The sequence below is a fragment of the Novosphingobium sp. GW821-FHT09E05 genome, from assembly GCF_059416165.1.
In genome coordinates this window covers 1,105,446-1,125,700 of the sequence record NZ_JBWKOQ010000001.1, presented here as the reverse complement: position 1 = coordinate 1,125,700, position 20,255 = coordinate 1,105,446, and the positions used below count along the sequence as shown (strand labels likewise).

General features: G+C 67.0%; 14 protein-coding genes. 2 read left to right on the top strand and 12 right to left on the bottom strand.

The window, feature by feature from the left end:
- Nucleotides 1-7: 7 nt before the first annotated feature.
- From cobA to AC07M9_RS05060, 12 genes are all read right to left on the bottom strand, one after another.
- Nucleotides 8-784, bottom strand: a complete 777-nt coding sequence (gene cobA, locus AC07M9_RS05115; RefSeq protein ID WP_494881871.1) for a uroporphyrinogen-III C-methyltransferase — start codon at nt 782-784, stop codon at nt 8-10.
- Nucleotides 781-3,354, bottom strand: a complete 2,574-nt coding sequence (locus AC07M9_RS05110) for a nitrate reductase (protein WP_494881869.1) — start codon at nt 3,352-3,354, stop codon at nt 781-783. Before AC07M9_RS05110 ends, cobA begins: the two co-directional genes overlap by 4 nt.
- Before the next feature lie 5 nt (nt 3,355-3,359).
- Nucleotides 3,360-3,704 carry a nitrite reductase small subunit NirD gene (gene nirD, locus AC07M9_RS05105; protein ID WP_494883889.1) on the bottom strand — a complete coding sequence of 115 codons (345 nt, stop codon included), beginning with the start codon at nt 3,702-3,704 and terminating at the stop codon, nt 3,360-3,362.
- A complete protein-coding gene (gene nirB / locus AC07M9_RS05100; RefSeq protein WP_494881867.1) occupies nt 3,704-6,214 on the bottom strand; it encodes a nitrite reductase large subunit NirB in 2,511 nt (836 codons plus the stop codon). Before nirB ends, nirD begins: the two co-directional genes overlap by 1 nt.
- Nucleotides 6,215-6,485: 271 nt before the next feature.
- Entirely contained in the window at nt 6,486-7,727 is a 1,242-nt protein-coding gene (locus tag AC07M9_RS05095; RefSeq protein WP_494881865.1) for an alginate export family protein, read from the bottom strand.
- A gap of 140 nt (nt 7,728-7,867) precedes the next feature.
- Nucleotides 7,868-9,565: an ABC transporter ATP-binding protein gene (locus AC07M9_RS05090; protein ID WP_494881863.1), complete on the bottom strand. Its 1,698-nt coding sequence runs from the start codon at nt 9,563-9,565 to the stop codon at nt 7,868-7,870.
- A gap of 17 nt (nt 9,566-9,582) precedes the next feature.
- Nucleotides 9,583-10,536 (bottom strand): ABC transporter permease, encoded by a 954-nt coding sequence (locus AC07M9_RS05085; RefSeq protein ID WP_494881861.1) that lies wholly within the window; start codon nt 10,534-10,536, stop codon nt 9,583-9,585.
- Between the two features lie 86 nt (nt 10,537-10,622).
- A complete protein-coding gene (locus tag AC07M9_RS05080; protein ID WP_494881860.1) occupies nt 10,623-12,041 on the bottom strand; it encodes a CmpA/NrtA family ABC transporter substrate-binding protein in 1,419 nt (472 codons plus the stop codon).
- A gap of 352 nt (nt 12,042-12,393) precedes the next feature.
- Nucleotides 12,394-13,602 carry an ABC transporter substrate-binding protein gene (locus AC07M9_RS05075; RefSeq protein WP_494881859.1) on the bottom strand — a complete coding sequence of 403 codons (1,209 nt, stop codon included), beginning with the start codon at nt 13,600-13,602 and terminating at the stop codon, nt 12,394-12,396.
- A gap of 43 nt (nt 13,603-13,645) precedes the next feature.
- Nucleotides 13,646-14,224: an ANTAR domain-containing response regulator gene (locus tag AC07M9_RS05070; protein ID WP_494881858.1), complete on the bottom strand. Its 579-nt coding sequence runs from the start codon at nt 14,222-14,224 to the stop codon at nt 13,646-13,648.
- A 215-nt stretch (nt 14,225-14,439) separates the two neighbouring features.
- Complete coding sequence (locus tag AC07M9_RS05065; RefSeq protein WP_494881856.1) at nt 14,440-15,504, bottom strand: glycosyltransferase family 2 protein; 1,065 nt, start codon at nt 15,502-15,504, stop codon at nt 14,440-14,442.
- Nucleotides 15,497-16,819, bottom strand: coding sequence for a glycosyltransferase (locus AC07M9_RS05060; protein ID WP_494881854.1), 1,323 nt, complete (start codon nt 16,817-16,819; stop codon nt 15,497-15,499). The genes AC07M9_RS05065 and AC07M9_RS05060 overlap by 8 nt, the downstream gene beginning before the upstream one ends.
- Here AC07M9_RS05060 and AC07M9_RS05055 point away from each other — a divergent pair.
- Together AC07M9_RS05055 and AC07M9_RS05050 are read left to right on the top strand one after the other, a co-directional pair.
- The gene (locus tag AC07M9_RS05055) at nt 16,805-19,000 is read left to right on the top strand and encodes a GumC family protein (RefSeq protein WP_494881852.1); all 2,196 of its coding nucleotides are present in this window, start codon (nt 16,805-16,807) and stop codon (nt 18,998-19,000) included. The two genes, AC07M9_RS05060 and AC07M9_RS05055, sit on opposite strands and share 15 nt — an antisense overlap.
- Entirely contained in the window at nt 18,990-20,147 is a 1,158-nt protein-coding gene (locus AC07M9_RS05050) for an acyltransferase family protein (protein WP_494881850.1), read from the top strand. Before AC07M9_RS05055 ends, AC07M9_RS05050 begins: the two co-directional genes overlap by 11 nt.
- The last annotated feature ends 108 nt before the right edge of the window (nt 20,148-20,255 follow it).

Here is a 20,255-nt window from a genome sequence, read left to right as displayed (position 1 = left end):
AAACGCCTCAGCCGCCGATCGCGCGTTCCCGCAGATGCGCCGCCGCGTCCGCCACCGGCCGGGCCATGGCCGCGCCGATCAGCAGCAGCGCCGGGCCGTCGCCCAGCGCGGCGCGGGCGGCGAGCGGGAGCAGGCCGAGGCTGGTGTGAAAATGGCGCTCGCCCGGCAGGCTCGCGCTCTCGACCAGCGCCACCGGCGTCGCGGCCGGCAGGCCCGCCGCGATCAGCCGGGCGGAGACTTCGCCCGCCGCCGCCTTGCCCATGTAGACCGCCAGCGTCGCCTCGGGATCGGCCAGCCGCGCCCAGTCGAGGTCGAGCACTTCGCCGGCGCGGGCATGGGCGGTGACGAAGGTCAGCCTGCGGGCGAGCCCGCGCAAGGTGAGCGAGGCGCCGAGGCTGGCCGCCGCCGCGCTCGCCGCCGTGACGCCGGGGCAGATGCGGATCGGTACGCCCGCCGCGCGGGCCGCCTCGAGTTCTTCGGTGGCGCGGCCGAAGATCGCCGGATCGCCGCCCTTGAGCCGCACGACCTTCTCCCCCGCCAGCGCGGCCTCGACGATCAGGCTGTCGATCGTTTTCTGATCCTTCGAATGGCGCCCCGATCGCTTGCCGACATGCACGAGGCGCGCGGACGACGCCGCCATCTCGAGGATGCCGGGGCCGACCAGCGCATCGTAAAACACCACGCTCGCCTCGCCGATCAGCCGCTCGGCCTTGCGGGTGAGCAGTTCGGGGTCGCCGGGGCCGCCGCCGACGAGCCAGACCGTGCCGTGAGGAAAATCGGTCATTCCGCAGCCTCCAGTGCGATGGGGGAACTCGCTTCGATGAGCCGTGCGATGGCGGGGCGGCACGAGCCGCAATTGGTTCCCGCACGCGTGCAGACGCCAACCTCGGCGACGCTCGCCGCGCCCTCACCGACTGCGACGGCGATGTCCTTTTCACCGACGCCGTGGCAGACGCAGACGATCGGACCGCGATCGGGCAGCGGCGTGCTGGGGCGTCCGGCGAGCAGTTCGGTGGCGCTGGCATCGCCAAGGCCGAGCTGTCCGGCGACCCATTGGCGCGGCGGCAGTTGTCCCGAGCGGGTCAGGTAAACGGCGGCGCGCAGCGCGCCTGCCGCGTCCCGCACCGCGATGCGGCGCATGCCGCGCACCACGTCGGCCACCTCGATCCGCTCGCCCGGGGGCAGCAGCGCGTCGAGGTCGATCGCGCCTTCCCCGGCCAGTTCGTAGAGCCAGCCCGCCTTGACGCGCGCCCGGGTCCAGTAGAGCAGCCCGCCCGGCGCCATGACGTCGCGGCGCACCAGGAAGCCGCGCCAGTCGGGCGCGACGGCGACCACGCGCGCGGCGGCATTCTTGAAGCCGGGCTGGCCGGACACCGGGTCCACCGCCTGCGAGGGCAGCCGGTTCGCGCGCCCCTCGCCCGCCATCGCGTCGGTCCAGTGCATCGGCACGCAGACCTCGCCGCGCCGCTGGCCGTGCGATACGGCGACGCGGTAGAGGCTGGCGCCGTGCCGCGTCTCCACCCGGCCTAAGCCGCCTTCGGTCAGTCCCAGTTCGGCGGCGTCGAGCGGATGGACCTCCAGCAGCGGCTCGGGCCGGTGCTGCGAGAGCGTGGGAGAGAAGCCGGTGCGCGTCATCGTGTGCCACTGGTCGCGGTAGCGCGCGGTGTTGAGGCGCAGCGGGAAGTCGGCGTCGACCACAGGCGCGGCCGGTGTCACGCGCACCAGCCGCGCCTTGCCCGAAGGCGTGGGGAAGCGTCGTCCAAGGGGATGCGCGCCGCCCCACTGGAAGGGTTCGAGCGTCTCATACTCGTCGTCGGTGAGTGCGGCGTGGGCGGTAAGGTCGAGCGCCTTGCCACGCCGTCCCGCGAGGCCGGTCATCGCGGCGAATTCGCGGAAGATCGCGGCAGGACCGTCCCACGCGAAGTGCTCCGCCCAGCCCATCCGCGCGGCGACATCCGCGATGATGCACCAGTCCGCGCGGGCCTCGCCGGGAGGGGCGAACAGCGCGCGCTGGCGGCTGACGCGGCGTTCGGAATTGGTGACGGTGCCGTCCTTCTCGCCCCAGCCGTGCGCGGGGAGGCGAACGTGGGCGATGCGCCCGGTGTCGGTGTCGGCGATGATGTCGGACACGACCACGGTGGGGCAACGCGCCAGTGCCTCGCGCACGAAATGGCTGTCGGGCATCGAGACCGCAGGGTTGGTCGCCATGATCCAAAGGAAGCGGATGCGCCCGTCATGGACGGCGCGGAACAGGTCCACCGCCTTGAGGCCAGGGCCGCCGCAGAGGCTGGGCGCGTCCCAGAACGCGGCGACATCGGCCCGCTCGTCCGCGCCGAAGCCGAGGTGGCAGGCGAGCGTGTTGGCCAGCCCGCCGACCTCGCGCCCGCCCATGGCATTGGGCTGGCCGGTGATGCTGAAGGGCCCCTCCCCGGCGCGGTTGATGCGGCCGGTGGCGAGGTGGAGGTTGATGATCGCGTTGCCCTTGTCCGTCCCGCAGACCGACTGGTTGGCGCCCTGGCTGAACAACGTGACCATGCGCGGATGCGCGGCGACGAGGTCCACGAGCGCGGCGAAAGTCTCTGTGGGGACGCCGGGCGCGGCATCGAGTGCCTCCCAGAACCCGGCGTCCACCTCTCCGTGGGCGGCGAGGTATTCCTCGTCCACCAGATCCCGCCGGCGCAGCTCTGCCAGCAGGGCGTTGAACAGCGCCACGTCGCCATCGGGTGCGACGGGCACGTGGAGGTCGGCCTGCTCGGCGGTTTCAGTGCGGCGCGGGTCGATGACGACGAGTCTGGTGCCGCGCGCGGCGCGCGCCTGCTCCAGCCGCTGCCAGACGACCGGGTGGCACCAGGCGGTGTTCGAGCCGACCAGCAGCACGAGGTCCGCCTCGTCGAGATCGGAGTACGAACACGGCACCACGTCCTCGCCGAAAGCCCGGTTGTGGGCGGCGACGGCGCTCGCCATGCAGAGGCGCGAATTGGTGTCGATGTTGGCGCTGCCGACGAAGCCCTTCATGAGCTTGTTGGCGGCGTAGTAGTCCTCGGTCAGCAGCTGGCCGGAGACATAGAAGGCGACGCTGTCCGGCCCGTGCTCGGCGATGCAGTCGCGCATTTTCCCGGCGACCAGGTCCAGCGCCTCGTCCCACGACGTTTCCCGCTCCCCGATCATCGGCGCGAGCAGGCGGCCGTCGAGGCTGACCGTCTCCCCCAGGTGCGTGCCCTTGGAGCAGAGGCGGCCGTGGTTCGCCGGGTGGGCGGCGTCGCCCCGGATCTCGACCGCGCGCGGGCCGGTGACCGTGGCGGAGACGCCGCAGCCCACTCCGCAGTAGGCGCAGGTGGTGCGGATCGGCGCCATCCCCGTCAGGCCGCCTCGGCCCGGACGACCACTGCCGAGCGCAGGAGGTAGAGCCGCCCGGCGTCGACCTTCAGCGGGATCGTCGGCACGCAGCCCTCGTCGTCCCCCAATGCCTTGCCGGTGCGCAGCGAGATGTTCCAGTTGTGGAGCGGGCAGGCCACCACCTCGCCGTGGACGATGCCCTGGCTGAGTGGGCCCTGCTTGTGCGGGCACTGGTTGCGCAGCGCGAAGAACTCGCCGCGCATTGTGTGGAACACCGCGATCTCGTCGCCGCCGACCACCGGAAGCGTGCGCGCGGTGCCCGGTTCGATCTGGGTGACCGGGCCGATATCAAGCCAGTTGCCGATCATCATGCGTTCTCCAGCTGCGGCTTCGGGGATGCCGGGAAAGGTCGCACCTCGGCGAGGTGCTGGTGCAGCTTAGCGTCCTCGCCTGCGGCGCGCTTCGCCCAGGGATCGTCCTGCATGAACTGCTGCGAGTAGCGGAAGCGGGCGGCGTAGCGTTCCACCGCGCCCTCCTCGGCCAGCCGGTCCTTGACGTATTGCAGGCCGACCCGCTCGATCCACGGCGCGGTTCGCTCGAGATAGTGCGCTTCCTCGCGGTAGAGCTGGGTGAAGGCGGCGCACATGTCCATCGCCTCCTCCTCGGTCGCGACCTTGCAAAGGAAGTCGGTGGCGCGCACCTTGATGCCGCCGTTGCCGCCGACGTGGAGTTCGTAGCCCGAGTCCACGCAGATGACGCCGAAGTCCTTGATCGTCGCTTCCGCGCAGTTGCGGGGGCAGCCCGAGACGGCGATCTTGAACTTGTGCGGCATCCACGAGCCCCATGTCATGTGCTCGATCTTGACGCCGAGGCCGGTCGAATCCTGCGTGCCGAAGCGGCACCATTCGCTGCCGACGCATGTCTTCACGGTGCGCAGCGACTTGCCGTAGGCATGGCCCGAAACCATCCCGGCGGCGTTGAGGTCAGCCCAGACGGCGGGCAGGTCCTCCTTCCTGATGCCGAAGATGTCGAGCCGCTGGCCGCCGGTCACCTTGACCATCGGCGCTTCGTACTTCTCCACCACGTCGGCGATGGCGCGCAGTTCGCGGGGGTTGGTGAGCCCGCCCCACATGCGCGGGACGACGGAATAGGTGCCGTCCTTCTGGATGTTGGCGTGCATGCGCTCGTTGACGAAGCGGCTCTTCTGGTCGTCCACGTACTCGCCCGGCAGCGCGCAGAGCAGGTAGTAGTTGAGCGCCGGCCGGCACGAGGAGCAGCCGTCCGGGGTCGTCCAGTGCAGCTCCTGCATGACCTGAGGGATGAGGCGCAGGTCCTTCTCGACGATCAGGCGGCGCACGTCGTCGTGAGTGAAGCTGGTGCACTTGCACAGCGTCTTCGGCCCCGACTGGACCTCGCCGCCGAGCGTGAGCGCCAGCAAGCTCTCGACCAGGCCGGTGCAGGACCCGCACGAGGCCGAGGCCTTGCAACTGCTCCTTACGGCATCGAGCGAGCAGGCGCCCGCCTGGATGGTCCTGACCACCGTGCCTTTGGAAACGCCGTTGCAGCCACAGATCTCGGCATCGTCCGAGAGGGCGGCAACGGCGGCGTTAGGGTCCGCGAGCGCACCCCCGGACGCGAAAGCCTGCCCGAAGATCAGCGCCTCGCGGATGGGCGATACGTCCTCGCCCTTCTTCATGAGATCAAAGTACCAGGAGCCATCCGCCGTATCGCCGTAGAGCACCGCGCCGATCAGGCGGTCTTCCCTGACGATCACCCGCTTGTAGGCGCCGCGCGCGGCATCGCGCATGACGATGTCCTCGCAGCCCTCACCGCCCGAGAAGTCCCCGGCGGAGAACAGGTCTATGCCGGAAACCTTGAGCTTGGTGGAGGTGACGGAGCCCTCGTATCCGGTCGGAGCGCCGGTCGCATGGTCGGCGAGCGCGCGGCACATCTCCCACAGCGGCGCGACGAGGCCGTAGCAGGTGCCGCGGTGCTGCACGCATTCGCCCACTGCCAGCACCGCCGGGTCGGAGGTGACCATGTGGTCGTCGACCAGGATGCCGCGCTCCACGTCCAGCCCAGCCTCGCGGGCGAGTGCGGTGGCGGGGCGGATGCCCACCGCCATGACGACGATGTCGCAGGGGATCTCGGTGCCGTCCTCGAGCCTGACGCCGGTTACCCGGCCGCCCTCGCCCAGGATTTCCTTGGTGTTGGCGCCGGTCAGGATCGTCTGGCCACGCCGCTCCAGTTCCGAGCGCAGCAGATAGCCCGCCGCCTCGTCGAGCTGGCGCTCCATCAGCGTGGGCATCAGGTGGATCACGGTCACCTTCATGCCGCGCAGGTTGAGCCCGTGCGCCGCCTCCAGCCCGAGCAGCCCGCCGCCGATCACCACGGCCGCGCCGCCGCGATCCGCCGCGCTCAGCATCCGGTCGACGTCGTCGAGGTCGCGGAACGTCACCACGCCGTCGAGGTCCTTGCCCGGCACCGGGATGATGAAGGGATCGGAGCCAGTCGCGATCAGCAGCCGGTCGTAGGGCTCGACCCGGCCCGAGGCGGCGATGACGCTCTGCGCCGCGCGGTCGATCGCCACCACCTTGTCGCCCGAGACGAGCGTGATCGCGTTGTCCTCGTACCATTCGCGCGTGTTGATGACGATCTCGTCGAAGGTCTTCTCGCCCGCCAGCACCGGCGAAAGCATGATGCGGTTGTAGTTCACGCGCGGTTCGGCGCCGAAGATCGTGACCTCGAAGCGAAGCGGATCGCGGGCGAGGATTTCCTCCACCGCGCGGCAGCCCGCCATGCCGTTGCCGATCACCACCAGCCGTTCCCTGCCGCTGCCGGGGAAGCTGTCCCTCTCGAAGTTCACGGGTGCATTCACGTCACGTCTCCATCCGCAACGCGCACGCAAAAAAACCGCCTCGTGCCTGTCCCGGAAAGGGAGAGGTACGGGCGGCTTCATTGCCACGCGTTCTGTCATGTGATGCGAGGCGCTGGTTCGTCCGGCGGTGGACGAGCGCTCTATCGCTGCCGTAGGTGTACCTGATTCGCCGGGGTCACTGCAAGCGGCATTTTTGCGATGCAGCATCGTCTTTCTTAGGCTGCCCGGTCTGGACGGCGACGGCGAAGGCGGCCGACAACGCCAGAATGGATCAGAATGCCAATTCGAGGCTGAGCCAGAACTTCTCGACGTCACCGGTGACGGGCAGCGTGACCGCGTCGTAGCGCGCGTACTTGGCGAGCACGGCGACCTGCCTGAGCTTGAAAGTGACCTGCGCGTTCCATTCGGTGCCGTATTCGCTGTCACCGGCGTCGCTGTCGAACTGGTGCCAGGTGACGTTCGCAGCGACGCCCTTGAGCGCGCCGAGGTCGCCGAGCTTGTAGGTCGCGCTGGCGTAGGCGTCCTGCAGACCCTGCGCTGGCGTGGTCAGGAAAACGTCGGCGGTGCCGTTGAACTTGTGCAGCGTGGCGAGCGGGGTCTGGAGCGCGAAGCCGTTGTCGGCACCCAGCTTCTCGTATCCCCCGGCAAGGCGCAGGCCCTTGAAGGCGACACCCGCCTCCCCCGCGAGGTAGTCTGCGGCGTAGTCTTTCGCCGTGGTCTTCCAGTCGGACTGCCGGGCGTAGGACGCGGTCAGGTCCAGCTTGGCGGACTTGCCCAGCGGGAAAGCGCCGGTGGCACGCGCGCCATACGTCTTGCTGGAACTGGCGACCTGCAGCGGGTCGTCGTAGTCGAGGAGATAGGCGAAGCCCTTCAGGGCCAGCGGCCCGGCCTTCACTTCCGCGCCGCCGAAGAAGAGGTCGCCGCCGTAGGACTGGCGGGGTCCGGATTCCGATCCGAAGATCGTGCGCTGGCTCCAGCTCCACGTCGCGTCGAGCGCGACGGGGCCGATCCGGGCCTCGCCGCGCACCGCGTCGAAGGTCTGCTCGTCCTGCCGCCAGCCGACCGAGCCGACCCAGCGCTGGTCGTCGAGATTGATGCGCTGGCGGCCCACGGTAACGCCCGTGCCCTTGACCTTGTAGGCGATCTGCAGCCGGTTGAGGCCGACCGTCTCGGGATCGGGGACCACCGAGCGGCCGGGCCGGTACTGGCCGCTCGTGCCGTTGGCGAAGGGGAAGGCGTTGTACCCGTCCGCCAGCGCCAGCACCCCCTCGCCCTCGGCCAGCAGCGACAGACTGTGCAGTTTCAGCTCGGCCCCGGCGCGCACGCGCATGGTGACGGCATCGGCATCGCGGTCGACGCCCGGCTGGTCCACCGATTCCCAGCGCAGGCGGGCATCGACGATCGGGTCGATGGTCAGGTCCTCGCTGACCTTGACCGGCACACCGGGCGCGGCAAGGACGGGGGTGGCGGTGAGTGCTGCAGACAATGCTGCCAGCGAAATCGCGGTCTTCATGGGTGTGCCCTCCGAAACTGGATCGAAGGCAGACGCCATTGCCCGCCGTGTTTTCGTTCACGCGTCGATCGACGGACGCCCTTGCCCGCCGCCGCCCCTCACGAGCGCGCGCATTGCCAGCCATTCAACGCATTCGTAACTCAGGCCGCCTTCACCGCCGGCCCGTGGTCGTACTCTGCGAGGAAGTGCAGCACCTCCTGCCGGTACTGGTAGAATTTCGGATCATCGAGCAGTGCCTTGCGGTCGCGCGGGCGCGGCAGATCCACCTTGAGCACCTTGCCGATCGTGGCGTTGGGCCCGTTTGTCATCATCACCACGCGGTCGGCGAGCAGGATCGCCTCGTCCACGTCGTGCGTCACCATGATCGCGGTGACCTTGGTGCGGTTCCAGGTCTCGACCAGCACGTCCTGCAGGTCCCAGCGCGTCAGGCTGTCGAGCATGCCGAAAGGCTCGTCGAGCAGCAGCAGGCGGGGCGACAGCGCGAAGGCCCGCGCAATACCGACCCGCTGGCGCATGCCGTTCGACATCTCCGCCGCCATCCTGTCCATCGCCCCGCCCAGCCCGACGCGGCCCAGGTAATAGTCGACGATATCGCGCCGCTCGGCCTTGCTGGCGTGGGGGTAGACCCGCTCGACGCCCAGCGCCACGTTCTGCCGCGCGGTGAGCCAGGGCATCAGGCTCGGCGCCTGGAACACCACTGCCTTGTCCGGCCCGGCGACGTCGATCTCGCGGTTGTCGAGGACGATGCCCCCCGCGCTGATCGCATTGAGCCCCGCCGCCATCGTCAGCACCGTGGACTTGCCGCAGCCCGAGTGGCCGATCAGCGAGACGAATTCGCCCTTGTCCATCAGCAGGTTGAAGTCCTCGACCACGGTGAGCGGCCCCCGGGGCGTCGGGTAGACCTTGTGCAGCCGGAAGAACTCGAGATAGCGCCGTTCGACCGCCGACTTGCCCGCGGCGACATAGGCCGCGGGAAGCTCGATCTCCTTGCGCCCTGCGAACAGGTCGATCGGCGCGACGGCGGGTAGCGTCACTGCGCTGTCCGCTGTGCCCGGCCCCTGCGCGTTCAGCGCGCCGAGGTATTCGACGATAGCCTTGCGCAGCGCCTGGAACTGCGCGTCGTCGTTCACCGCCTCGCGGTCGCGCGGGCGGGGCACGTCCACGGTGAACAGCCGCCCGATCGTGGCCGACGGCGCGGGCGTCAGCACGGCGACGCGGTCGGCCAGCAGCAGCGCCTCGTCCACGTCGTTGGTGACGAGGATGATGGTGCGCCGCTCCTCCTTGCGGATGCGCTCGATCTCGTCCTGCAGCTTGGCACGGGTCAGTGCATCGAGCGCCGAAAGCGGCTCGTCCAGCAGCAGGATTTCCGGCTCCATGGCGAGCGCGCGCGCCACCGCGACACGCTGGCGCATCCCGCCGGAGAGCTGCGACGGCTTGCGGTCCATCGCATGGCCTAGGCCTACCAGCGCGACCTTCTGGCGCACCAGCGCAGTCCGCTCCGATCTGGAGCGATCCTTGTGGACCGCATCCACCGCCAGCGCGACGTTCTGCTCCACGGTCAGCCACGGGAACAGCGAGTACGACTGGAACACCAGCCCCCGGTCCTTACCGGGCCCGCTCACCGGCTCGCCGCGCAGGAGGATCGCCCCGGCATCGGGCTCTATCAGCCCGGCGATGGCCGAGATCAGCGTGGTCTTGCCGGCGCCCGAGAAACCGAGCACGGCGATGAACTCGCCCTCCTCGACATCGAGGTCGATACCGCCCAGCACGCGGGTCTTCTCGCCCGACTTGCCGATGTAGTCCTTGGTGACGCCCTGCAGCGAGAGGATCGTGGCCATGGTCCGTGCTCCTTCGTTCAGACGGTACGGTTGCGGCTGACGAGCGCCTGGAGGCTCATCATCACGCGGTCGAGCAGGAAGCCGATCAGCCCGATGACGACCACCGCGAACATGATCCGCGCCAGCGACTGGCTCGACCCGTTCTGGAACTCGTCCCAGACGAACTTGCCGAGGCCGGGGTTCTGCGCGAGCATTTCCGCGGCGATCAGCACCATCCAGCCTACCCCCAGCGACAGGCGCATGCCGGTGAAGATGAAGGGCAGCGCGCTTGGCAGCACGAGGCGCGTCAGCTTCTGGAACGCGCCTAGACGGAGCACACGGCCCACGTTCAGCAGGTCCTTGTCGATCGATGCTGCACCGATCGCGGTGTTGATCAGCGTCGGCCAGAGCGAGCACAGCATCACCACGATCGCGGAGATCACGAAGCTCTTGGCCAGCACCGGGTCGGCGCCGGTCACGGTGGCGGAGACCACCATCGTCACGATCGGCAGCCAGGCCAGCGGGCTGACCGGTTTCATGATCTGCACCAAAGGGTTGATCGCCGCATTGAACAGCGGCGAGAGGCCCGCAGCCAGCCCGATCGGCACCGCGCAGATGGTCGCCAGCACGAAGCCCAGCGCCACCGTCTCCAGCGAGGTGACCACCTGGTCGACGAACGTGGGCGAGCCGGAATAGTCGAAAGCGATCGCCTGCGTCCCCGCCGCTATGCGCGCGTCCTGCTCTGCATGGAACTGCGCCCTGGCCGCATTCGACGCCTGCCATTCCTCGAACAGCGCCCCGCCCTGCGCGGCGACGGCGACCGGCCCCGGCAACGCCCCGAGCGAGGTCTGGACCATCGGCGCCAGCGCTGCCCACAGGCCGAGGAATGCTGCGATGCCGATCAGCGGCGCCAGCAGCGCCTTGCCGTTGCGGGCGAGCAATTGCTGCAACTTACCGGGCACGCCCGGTGCAGCATTTTGCGCGGGCGTCATGGGGGGCTCCGAAACGGCCCGAGCCCGGTCCACCGGCTCGATATCAGCGAAAGCGGTTGCCATCGAATTTCTCCTCGGTGGTCGGATCAGCTGCCGGTCACGCCGGATGCGGTGACCTTCTGGCCCCGCTTCAGGCCGATCCTGAGCGACTGGATGTAGGCGTTGGGCTGGTGCCCGTCATAGGGCACATGGTCGATGAAGCCGGTATCGAGCGGCTTGAACCCATCGGTCTGCGGGATCGCGGCGGCCGGGATCACGTGCCTGTCCGCCAGCGCCTTCGCGGCGGTGAGGTAGAGGTCCGGCCGGTAGACCGCCCTCGCCTGCGCCGCGTACCAGGCATCGTCGTGGTCTGCCGAAATCTGCCCCCAGCGCCGCATCTGCGTCATCGTCCAGATCGCGTCGGAGTAGAACGGATAGCCGGCGAACCTGTCGAAGAACACGTTGAAGCCCGCCGCATCGCGGGTGTCGCCGGGGCCGAAGGTGAACTTGCCCGTCATCGAGGCGGCGATGACGTCGGCATCGGCGCCGACATAGTTGGACTTGCTCAGGATCTGCACCGCTTCCGCGCGGTTTTTCCCGCCGTCCGCGTCGAGCCACTGCTGCGCCTTGATGATCGCGCGCAGCAGCGCGGCGGTGGTGCCGGGGTACTTCTGGGCGAAGTCCTTGCGCAGGCCGAGGACCTTCTCGGGATTGTCGTGCCAGATCTGGTCGTCGGTGATGACCGGCACGCCGATCTTCTTCTTCACCGCCGCCTGGCTCCACGGCTCGCCGACGCTGTAGCCCTCGATCGTGCCGGCCTCGAGCGTAGCGGGCATCTGCGGCGGCGGGGTCACCGAGAGCTGGACGTCCGCGCCGGTCGTGCCGCCGACGTCGCCGGGCAGGTAGTACCCGGGATTGAGCCCGCCCGCCGCCAGCCAGTAGCGCAGTTCGTAATTGTGGGTGGAGACCGGGAACACCATGCCCATCTTGAAGGGCTTGCCCTCCTGCCGGTATTTCTGGACGACCGGCTGCAGCGCCGAGGCCGAAATCGGGTGGACCGGCTTGCCGTCGGCGCCCTTGGGCAAGGTCGGCTCGATCAGGGCCCACACCCGGTTCGACAGCGTGATGGCATTGCCGTTGAGGTCGAGGCTGATCGGCGCGATCATCTCGGCCCTGGTGCCCAGCCCCAGCGTCGCCGCGATCGGCTGGCCCGCGAGCATGTGTGCCCCGTCGAGTTGCCCGCCGATCACGCCGTCGAGCAGGACCTTCCAGTTGGCCTGCGGCTCGAGCGTAACGTTGAGGCCCTCCTCGGCGAAGAAGCCCTTCTCGCGGGCAATGGCAAGCGGCGCCATGTCGGTGAGCTTGATGAAACCGAGCTTGAGCGCGGGCTTCTCGATCCCGCCCGCGGCCACCTTGGCGGCCTCGCTCGGCGCGTCGTTCTTGCCGCAACCCGTGAGCGCGGCGCCTGCCATGAGTGCCATCACGGCCGCGCGCCGCGTGAAACCGTTCCCCCGAACCTTGCTCATCGAAACCAACCCCGCCTGAAGGCAAAACGCGAAAAAGCCGCCTCGACGCAAGTCCGGTTGGACTACATCGGGCGGCCACGTTGCCACTGTTCTTGAAAGCCACGGAACGGTACTTGAGCGCTCCCTTCCTTGGGAGCCGACCGTTCTGCTTGGTCCTTATGTAAGCGATTCGCTGACTTGGCGTAAAGCGGTTTTTGCAGCGCAGCACGTTTCACCTCGGCGCGAGGTTCACCAACAGGCGCTGAGACGCGGAGAAGAAAGGGGAAAATCCGGCCATGTCGTTTGCCGGGAATGTAAGGGCGATGAGATCGCCAGCGGGACCCGCCCTTACATTCCGGCGGTCGTGTCGCCGTCAGGGCCGCCTTGAAAGGTAGCCTTCGATATCGTGGGGATCGAAAATGCCGCCGTCGAAGAAGCTGTTCGCCTCCAGCATCATCGCCCCCTGCTGCGTACCCACGACGGTTCGCGCGGCAAGGCTGCCCTCAACCTTGGAGCTGGCGCCGGGAAGCGGCTCTCCGGTCCCGAGCAGCGCGGCGCGGTAGACATCGGGACGGAACACCCGCGCCGCCTTCGCCGCGTCCGCGGGATCGAAGTCCATCGCGTCCCATCGCACCATCTGCGTGTAGAGCCACTCCGCCTGACTGACCCAGGGGAAGTTCGCCGCTTCCCGGTACTGGAACATGAAATCCGGATAATGGATCAAGGCGCCCCCGCGCGAGATCAGGAGCCGGTCCGAAATAGCCCGGTGGATCAGCTCCGCCGACCCGTCGAGATAGTCCGGCCGCGCAAGGATCGCCGCGTTCTGCTCCCAGTTCGCAGGGTCCACGAAATGCGCGCCCGCCCGGCACAGGGCGCGGATCAGCGCTTCCACCGCATCGCGTTTCTCGTCGAGCACGGGCTCGCGCATGGCCAGCACCTTCTCGACGCCGCGCCGCCATATCTGCGCGGTGGAGAGCACGATCTCCCCCGCCCCCTGCTCCACCGCGACGCTGTTCCACGGCTCGCCGACGCAGATTCCGTCGACCTCTCCCTGTGCCAGTGCGTCGGCGCAGAAGGGCGGCGCCACCGTCGTGATCTCGACGTCACGGTCGGGCTGGATGCCGCAGGCGGCAAGCCAGTAGCGCAACATATAGTTATGGCTCGAGTAGCGATGCACCACGCCGAAGCGCAGCGGATCGCCGGCGGCAAGCCGCTCCTGGACGATCGTGCGTAGCGCCTGGCCCACCTCGGCCGGTTCGCCGATGCGGTCCGCCGGCCTGACACGCCGCGCCAACCCGGGCCGCAAGGTGATTGCATTACCGTTCAGCCCCAGCACGAACGGAACCGCGAGCGGTTGCGCCGGGCGACCTCGACCCAAGGTGGTCGCGATCGCCAGCGGCGCCACCAGATGCGCGACGTCGCTGTGACCGTAAAGAAGGCGGTCCAGCACGGTCGCCCAGCTCATGTCCTTCACCAGGCGCAGCGAAACTCCGGCTTCCTCGGCGAAGCCATGCTCGTGCGCAAGGATCGGCAGGCAGGCATCGACCAGCGGCAGGAAGCCGATCGTCAGTTCGCTCGTCACGCTGTTACTCCCCCTGAGCATGGGTGGACTGGGCCGATATGCATCACGCTCCGCCCATCAGCTTGTGCGCAGTCACGATCGCCTCCGCAATGTCGACGATGCGTTTTCCCTGGTTCATCGCCGCCTTGCGCATCTCGGCGTAGGCCCTGGCTTCCGGCAAGGCGCGGGTGTCCATCAGGATCCGCTTCGCCTTGTCGACGGCGTCGCGTTCCGCCAGCTTCCCCTTCGCTTCGGCCAGGTCGCGCTGCAGCCGGGAAAAGGCATTGAAGCGGGTGACGGCCAGATCGAGGATCGGGCGTATCCGATTCGGCGCAAGGCCAGCCACGACATAGCTGGATACTCCCGCATCGACCGACGCGATGATCGATTCGTCGTCCGATTCGTCCACGAACATGGCGATCGGCCGTTGCAACGCTCGGCTGACGGCGAAATACTCCTCCAGCACGTCGCGGGAGGGATTACCCAGGTCCATCAAAACGATATCGGGATCGAACCCGGCGATGCGCGCAAGAAGGCCCCGCCGGTCGGTCACCACGAACAGCTCGCAGTCCTCCAGGGTAGCCAGCCCTTCCTGGATGATCGATGCGCGGGCCGCGCTTTCGTCGATGATGGCAATGCGCATGGAACCCGCCTTGTGCAGCGCAGCAGCCCGAGATGGCAAGGGCCCGCCCGACAGATCGGCCACGCGTCCGCGAACTGCGGCATGTCGGCCACAGGCGCGGGCTCGTTCGCCGGACAGGTATCCACCGCCGCAACGCCCCCTCACCAGCTCCGCAATCGAGGCGGATAGGACGGTGCAACAAGCCCGCCGTGACCCGGCAACCGGACGGCCAGGCTTTAAGCGACTACACCCGCATCTGCTGTCGGACCGGAAGCATCAAAACCCAGCGCCGTCGGCGGCGGTGGCAGATGCCGGCGGAGCAAGGCCGCCTCCACGAAACCCAGCGACCATCCGGCATGCATCGTCACCGCAGCGATGCCCGAGCCGGCAGCGCATATCGAGCGTGAACGCCACCCCAGGAAGAGCCCCATCGCGGTAGCACCGACGAGCCAGCACACCATGGGGAGCAAAAGCAGCAGCGCCTCCCCCCGCACCGCCGCGATCGGCGCACCCGCCAGCGCGGCGACGATGGCCGGAGGCACGGCGAGCGGCAGGACCTGGCGCAGCCTGACGGGGGCCGGATGGCGCCTGATATTGCAGGCGCGTCCACGTCCGTAATTGCGATACTGACGAAACAGCGTGGCGATCGTGCCACGAGGAAAGTACGTGATCGCCGCATGCGGCTCCAGCCATATACGGCCGCCCGCCGCGACCAGCCTGCGGTCGAGCTCCGCGTCCTCGTTGGCGGCAAAATCCTCGTCATAGCCGCCCACCGCCATGAACATGCGAAGGTCGAAGAGTGCATGGTGACCATGCTCCACCCACCGGGCCGCTCCGACATGCCGATGGGCTGCACCGCCGGTTCCCAGCAGGGAATTCTGGGCAGCGGCCGCAGCCTTCTGAAAACAGGTTTCCCCCCGCGTCATCATGGGAACGACGACCGATGTGGCCCCTGAGACCTCGGCTGCGCGGCATAGCCGATCGATGAAGCCCTCGGGATATTCGGCGTGCGCATCGATCCTCACCAGCCATTTGCGCCCCATTCCAAAGCGCCGTGCCGCAAGATTGAGGCCAGCGCTTTGTATGCGCCGCGGATTATCCAGCAGGACGAGGTTGGCATGGCTGCGCGCCAGTTCCTCGACGATGAAGCGACTGCGGTCCGTGCTTCCCCCATCGGCGACGACCACCAGAGCGCCCCCGGCGGAGCGCAGCAGCGATTCCAGGACGACAGGCAGATGCGCCTCCTCGTCAAGACACGGGACGACTATCAGAATGTCGTCATGGCCCCTGTCGTCAAGCATATGCGCGGCCGGTGATTACTGCCGCGATCTGATGCCGCTCGGCGGCAGTCTGATAAAGCGCGTGCACGGGCAGCCGGGCGATGTTTTCCTTCAGCTTGCGATATTCGCCGACCTGCAGAGCAGCAAGGCGAGCCGGCAGTTCGGCCAGCGGATCGTCGATCAGCATCCCGACCCCGTTCCGCGCGAGCCAGCGACCCGTCTCCACGCCCGAGAGAGCGATCGGAACGACAGCGCTGGCAAGGCCTTCATAGAGCCGATTGGGGAGCAGCCAGCGGGAGTTCAGCCCTTCTTCGAAATAGTCGATGGTCCATACGAAATCGACTTTCTCATAAAGCTGCGCAAGGTCCTCCTGCCGGAAGGGCCCGAGATAGTGCACCCCCGGGCAGCCCGCGACTTGCCCGGCAAAATCGGGAAATTCGGCAGGGCTCGCAATGCCGGCGATGATCACTTCTATCGTTCCGCCCGATCCTCGGGCGAGCGACGCCAGCATTTCCAGTGTCCTGCGGCACCGCAGCATGCCGAACCAGCCTATCTTCCACACGGCGCCGCCCGCCTCCGCGGGGACTTTCGGCGCCGCCGGGCAGCGCTCTCCGGGGACCTTGTTCTCGACCAGCACCACCGCATCACGGCGCCCCTGCCGCGCCGCGAAATAGTCGCTCGCGAAAGCGGGGGAACTGACGATGACCAGGTCCGTGCAGGCCAGTAACCGTCGCTCTATCCAGCGCAGCAAGCGCGACTTGGGCGCTGCGCCCAGCATCATTCGGTGGATGTCGAGGCATTCGTAGACCAGCCGCTGCCCAGGCGAACGAACCCGCCAAGCCAGGACCAGCATCTCCAGGTTGCGCGCGACTATCACCGGCGCATCCCTGCACAGATTCCGGATCGCACCTGGCGCTATCAGATACTTCACCACGGTGCGCACGCGTTGAAGCAATCGTGCATCCATCGTCCGCCCCAGGTCCAGCACGCTGGCCGGCGCATCGTCCGAAAGCGATCCTGCATGTCTGTGAAAGCCCGCAATGGCCACCACAAAGCCCTCCTCCGCAAACAGCTTTGCCCGACGGCCGACAGCTGCATCGCTTAAATCGTGCACGAGATAAGCGAGCGACACATTGCCGTTCCGATCCGATTCCATCGAAAAACCCCCAAACTTGCTCATAAACGGAGTGAACTTCTGTTCCCAACCCGATTGCATATCGGCATTGTACCTAAGAAAATTGCTGTAATTGATAACGGCAACACAATAGCCGCCCAAATAATCCTTATTGAATACGTACAACATCCTATTTGGAGGAATGTCTTGAGCGATCGTCATCGTGAGGCTGCTGCGGACGAAATAACCGTGACGCCTTCGGCCCGCTTACTTCCCGACTCGTCCGAAATAGGCGTACTTTTCTATCGCCGGCGCTGGACGTTCGCCCTCGCGTTCCTCATCACACTGATGATCGCTGCCGTGGCAATCAGCCTGCTGCCGCAGAGGTACACGGCAACCAGCGCCCTTCTCCTGGAGCCGCGTGAGGCGCAGCCGGTGAAGGTCAACGATCGCGGTTTCGTCGCGCCGGCCGACGACAATCTCATCGATACCGCTGTTCAGATCATCCGATCTCCCACGCTGACGCTCGACGTGGTCCGCAGCCTCAAGCTCGACCGTGTGCCGGAATTCGGCGGCTCTGCCGAAGCCACCCGCAACGACGGAAACCCGGCTGCGGCAAAAACCGACGACGCCGCGCCGATGAGCGCTGCGGAGCGCCGGGCGGTCGCCGCGCTTCTTGCCAGCACGTATGTGCGGCGGGTCGGGGTCACCTACCTCGTCGAGATATCGGCATCTTCCGCAAGTCCGCAGATTTCCGCTCGCATCGCGAATGCGCTGGCGCAACGTTACATCGATCTGGACGCCGCGAAGAAGCGGTCCCGCAATGCACAATCAGCCCGCTACGTCGAAGGTCAGGCCACCGCTCTGCGAAAGCACGCTGTGGCCGACGATGCCGCGCTGCAGAATTACATGATCCGCAACAATCTGATGAGCGCCGAAGGGGCGACGATGGCGGAGCAGGAAGTATCGGAACTGAACCGCCAGATCGCCGCCGCTCAAGCCCAGGTGGCCGAGCAGCGGGGACGCCTCGCGGCCGCACAATCACAGATCGCCCGTGGAAGCGGCGGAGCGGACATCGGCGCCGCGCTCGCGTCCGAGACGGTGCGGCAACTGCGCCAGCAGGAAGCGCAGGCGAGCGCGCGCCTCGCCCAGGTCGATGCGCGATACGGCAGCATCCACCCCGAGGTGGTGCAGGCACGCGATGAATTGACCGACGTGCGCCAACATCTCGACGGCGAACTATCGCGTATTCTGTCGGGGCTGCGCGGCGACGTCCAGATCGCGGAGTCGCGTCTCGGTTCGCTGCTTGCCAGCCGTGCACAGGCCAGGGGTTCGCTCGCACAGAACGGCGCCGCACAGGTCGAGCGACTGGAACTGGAACGGCGAGCCGAAGCCAGCCGGGCGATTTACAACGCCTACCTCACCCGCGCCAAGGAAACAGCACAGGTCGGCGCCCTACCAAATGCCGATGCAAGCATAGCCTCGATCGCACGGCTGCCCGGTACCCCCTCCTCCCCCAACTACCTGGTGGGAGCGGTGGCCGGATTTGCCGCGGCCGTTCTCGTCGCCGGCATCGCCACCGGCATTGCGGAATATCTGGAAGACACCGTGGCGACGCGGGCCGATATCGAGGGTGAACTGGGCGTCGTCTATGCAGGCGCCATCCCCACGCTCGATTCCGCCACACGATCGAAAGCGGGGGGCATTACTCCGCAGGATTACGTGACGGTTCGCAGCATGTCCTTGTTTACCGAAAGCTTGCGCAACCTTGCCACCTATCTCGGTCTGACCAGCAACGCCGGCGCCGTCGTCGTCACGATAACCTCCCCGCTCCCGCGCGAGGGCAAGTCAACCACCTCCATGTGCCTGGCGCGCACCCTTGCGATGGGTAAACGCAAGGTCGTCCTGATCGATGCCGACGTGCGCCATCATTCGGCATCGGACGCCCTCGCACCTGATCGTGACATCGAGGGCCTTTTCCGTGTGCTCGATGGATCGATGGCCTTGGCTGACGCGCTTACCGCCGATGACGTCACCGGGTTGCAGATTCTCACCACGCTAGGGCAGGCGAGTACCGACGACGTCCTCACCGAGGAAAACATGGCGGCGCTCATCGCCGTATTGAAGGAGCGTTTCGACGTGATCGTCATCGATTCAGCACCGGTGCTCGGTGTAGCCGAAACACGCATCGTGTCGCGCCTCTCCGACATTACACTGGTGGTAGCCCGGTGGCGAACCACGCCCGTGAAGGCAGTGCGCACGGCGCTCGACCTGCTTACGCAAAATGGAAGCAGGATCGGCGGCGTTGCGCTGAGCTTGGTGAACATCAAAGAATACGCCAGCGCAGGGCTGACGGATGCCTTTGGCTACTACAAGAAATTCAAGGGCTACTATGCCGATTGAACGCTCAGCCCCAGGCGTCCAGCGCTACCTCGCACTCGACGCGCTGCGCGGGACCGCTGCTTTTGCGGTGCTGTTTTACCACTTGCGCAGCCTCCATGCGGCAGGCGCCCCGATCAACAGCGGTTCGGTCTTCGGCAGCGGTTATCTGGCTGTAGACCTGTTTTTCCTGCTGAGTGGTTTCGTCATCTCCCACGCCTACGAGCAACGGCTGCTGACCTCCGTGTCGTGGCGGCAATTCATGATGGCCCGTTTCATACGGTTGCAGCCTGTCATCGCGATCGCCACGCTGATCGGCTTTTCACTGGCTCTCGGTCAGCAGCTGCTGGCGGTGAAGACCGCAGTCGGATTGTTCGCCATCGCGACTTCGCTTCCCGTCAATTTGCTGATGCTACCCAACCTCCTGCTTCCTTGGGGAATTTTCCTTTTCAACCCGCCTGCCTGGTCCATGTTCTATGAATTGGTGGCGAACGCGATTTATGCGGTAGGGGTAAAACGCGCCAGGCCGGATCGACTGGGTCCCACCTGTTCGTTCGAATTTGCGGTAATCACCGTGTGTATCTTGGGATTGATCGGATTGACGGCATCCGTCGCGATGATCGGCAATCTCGACAAGGGCGTTGTGCTGGGCGATGCACCGATTGCGCTGGCTCGCATTACGTTCTCTTTCGCTCTGGGCGTCCTCATACAGCGACGACGGCACCAATGGATGCCTCGCTTGCCGAAGTTGCCCATGCCATGGCTGTTGGCGGCATGCCTGGCGGCTCTGGCGCCGGATTTCAGCGGCACATCGCGGTCCCTGTACGACATCGCCTTCGTTGTGATTTTTTCTCCCGCACTGGTGATGCTCACTGCGGTGACGCAGCCAGGTGGTCCACGCCGGGAGGCGATCGCGGCGTGGTTGGGCATGATCTCCTATCCGCTCTACGCCGTTCACGCTCCGGTCAAGCATCTGCTCGAAGCGACCTTGCCCCTCACTTTCCTGCCGCTGCTGGCCGTATCTTTGGCCACCGCCGTGCTTGCAGCCTGGTTCATCGGCATCGTCATCGATCCGCCGTTAAGAAAGTGGCTGGCCGCTCGAATTGAAACCAGACGCCCGGAGGGCACCCAAGTGCTTGCGACGCCTTCCCGTCTGCCCAAAGGCGCTTGAAACCATGCCTCAACTCTCGATGCACCCGCCGCTCCCCCATCGACCGCTCCCCCCCTTTCTGCAGCATTGGCCACCCGCAAGACGATCACCGTCCCGTCCCCCGGAACT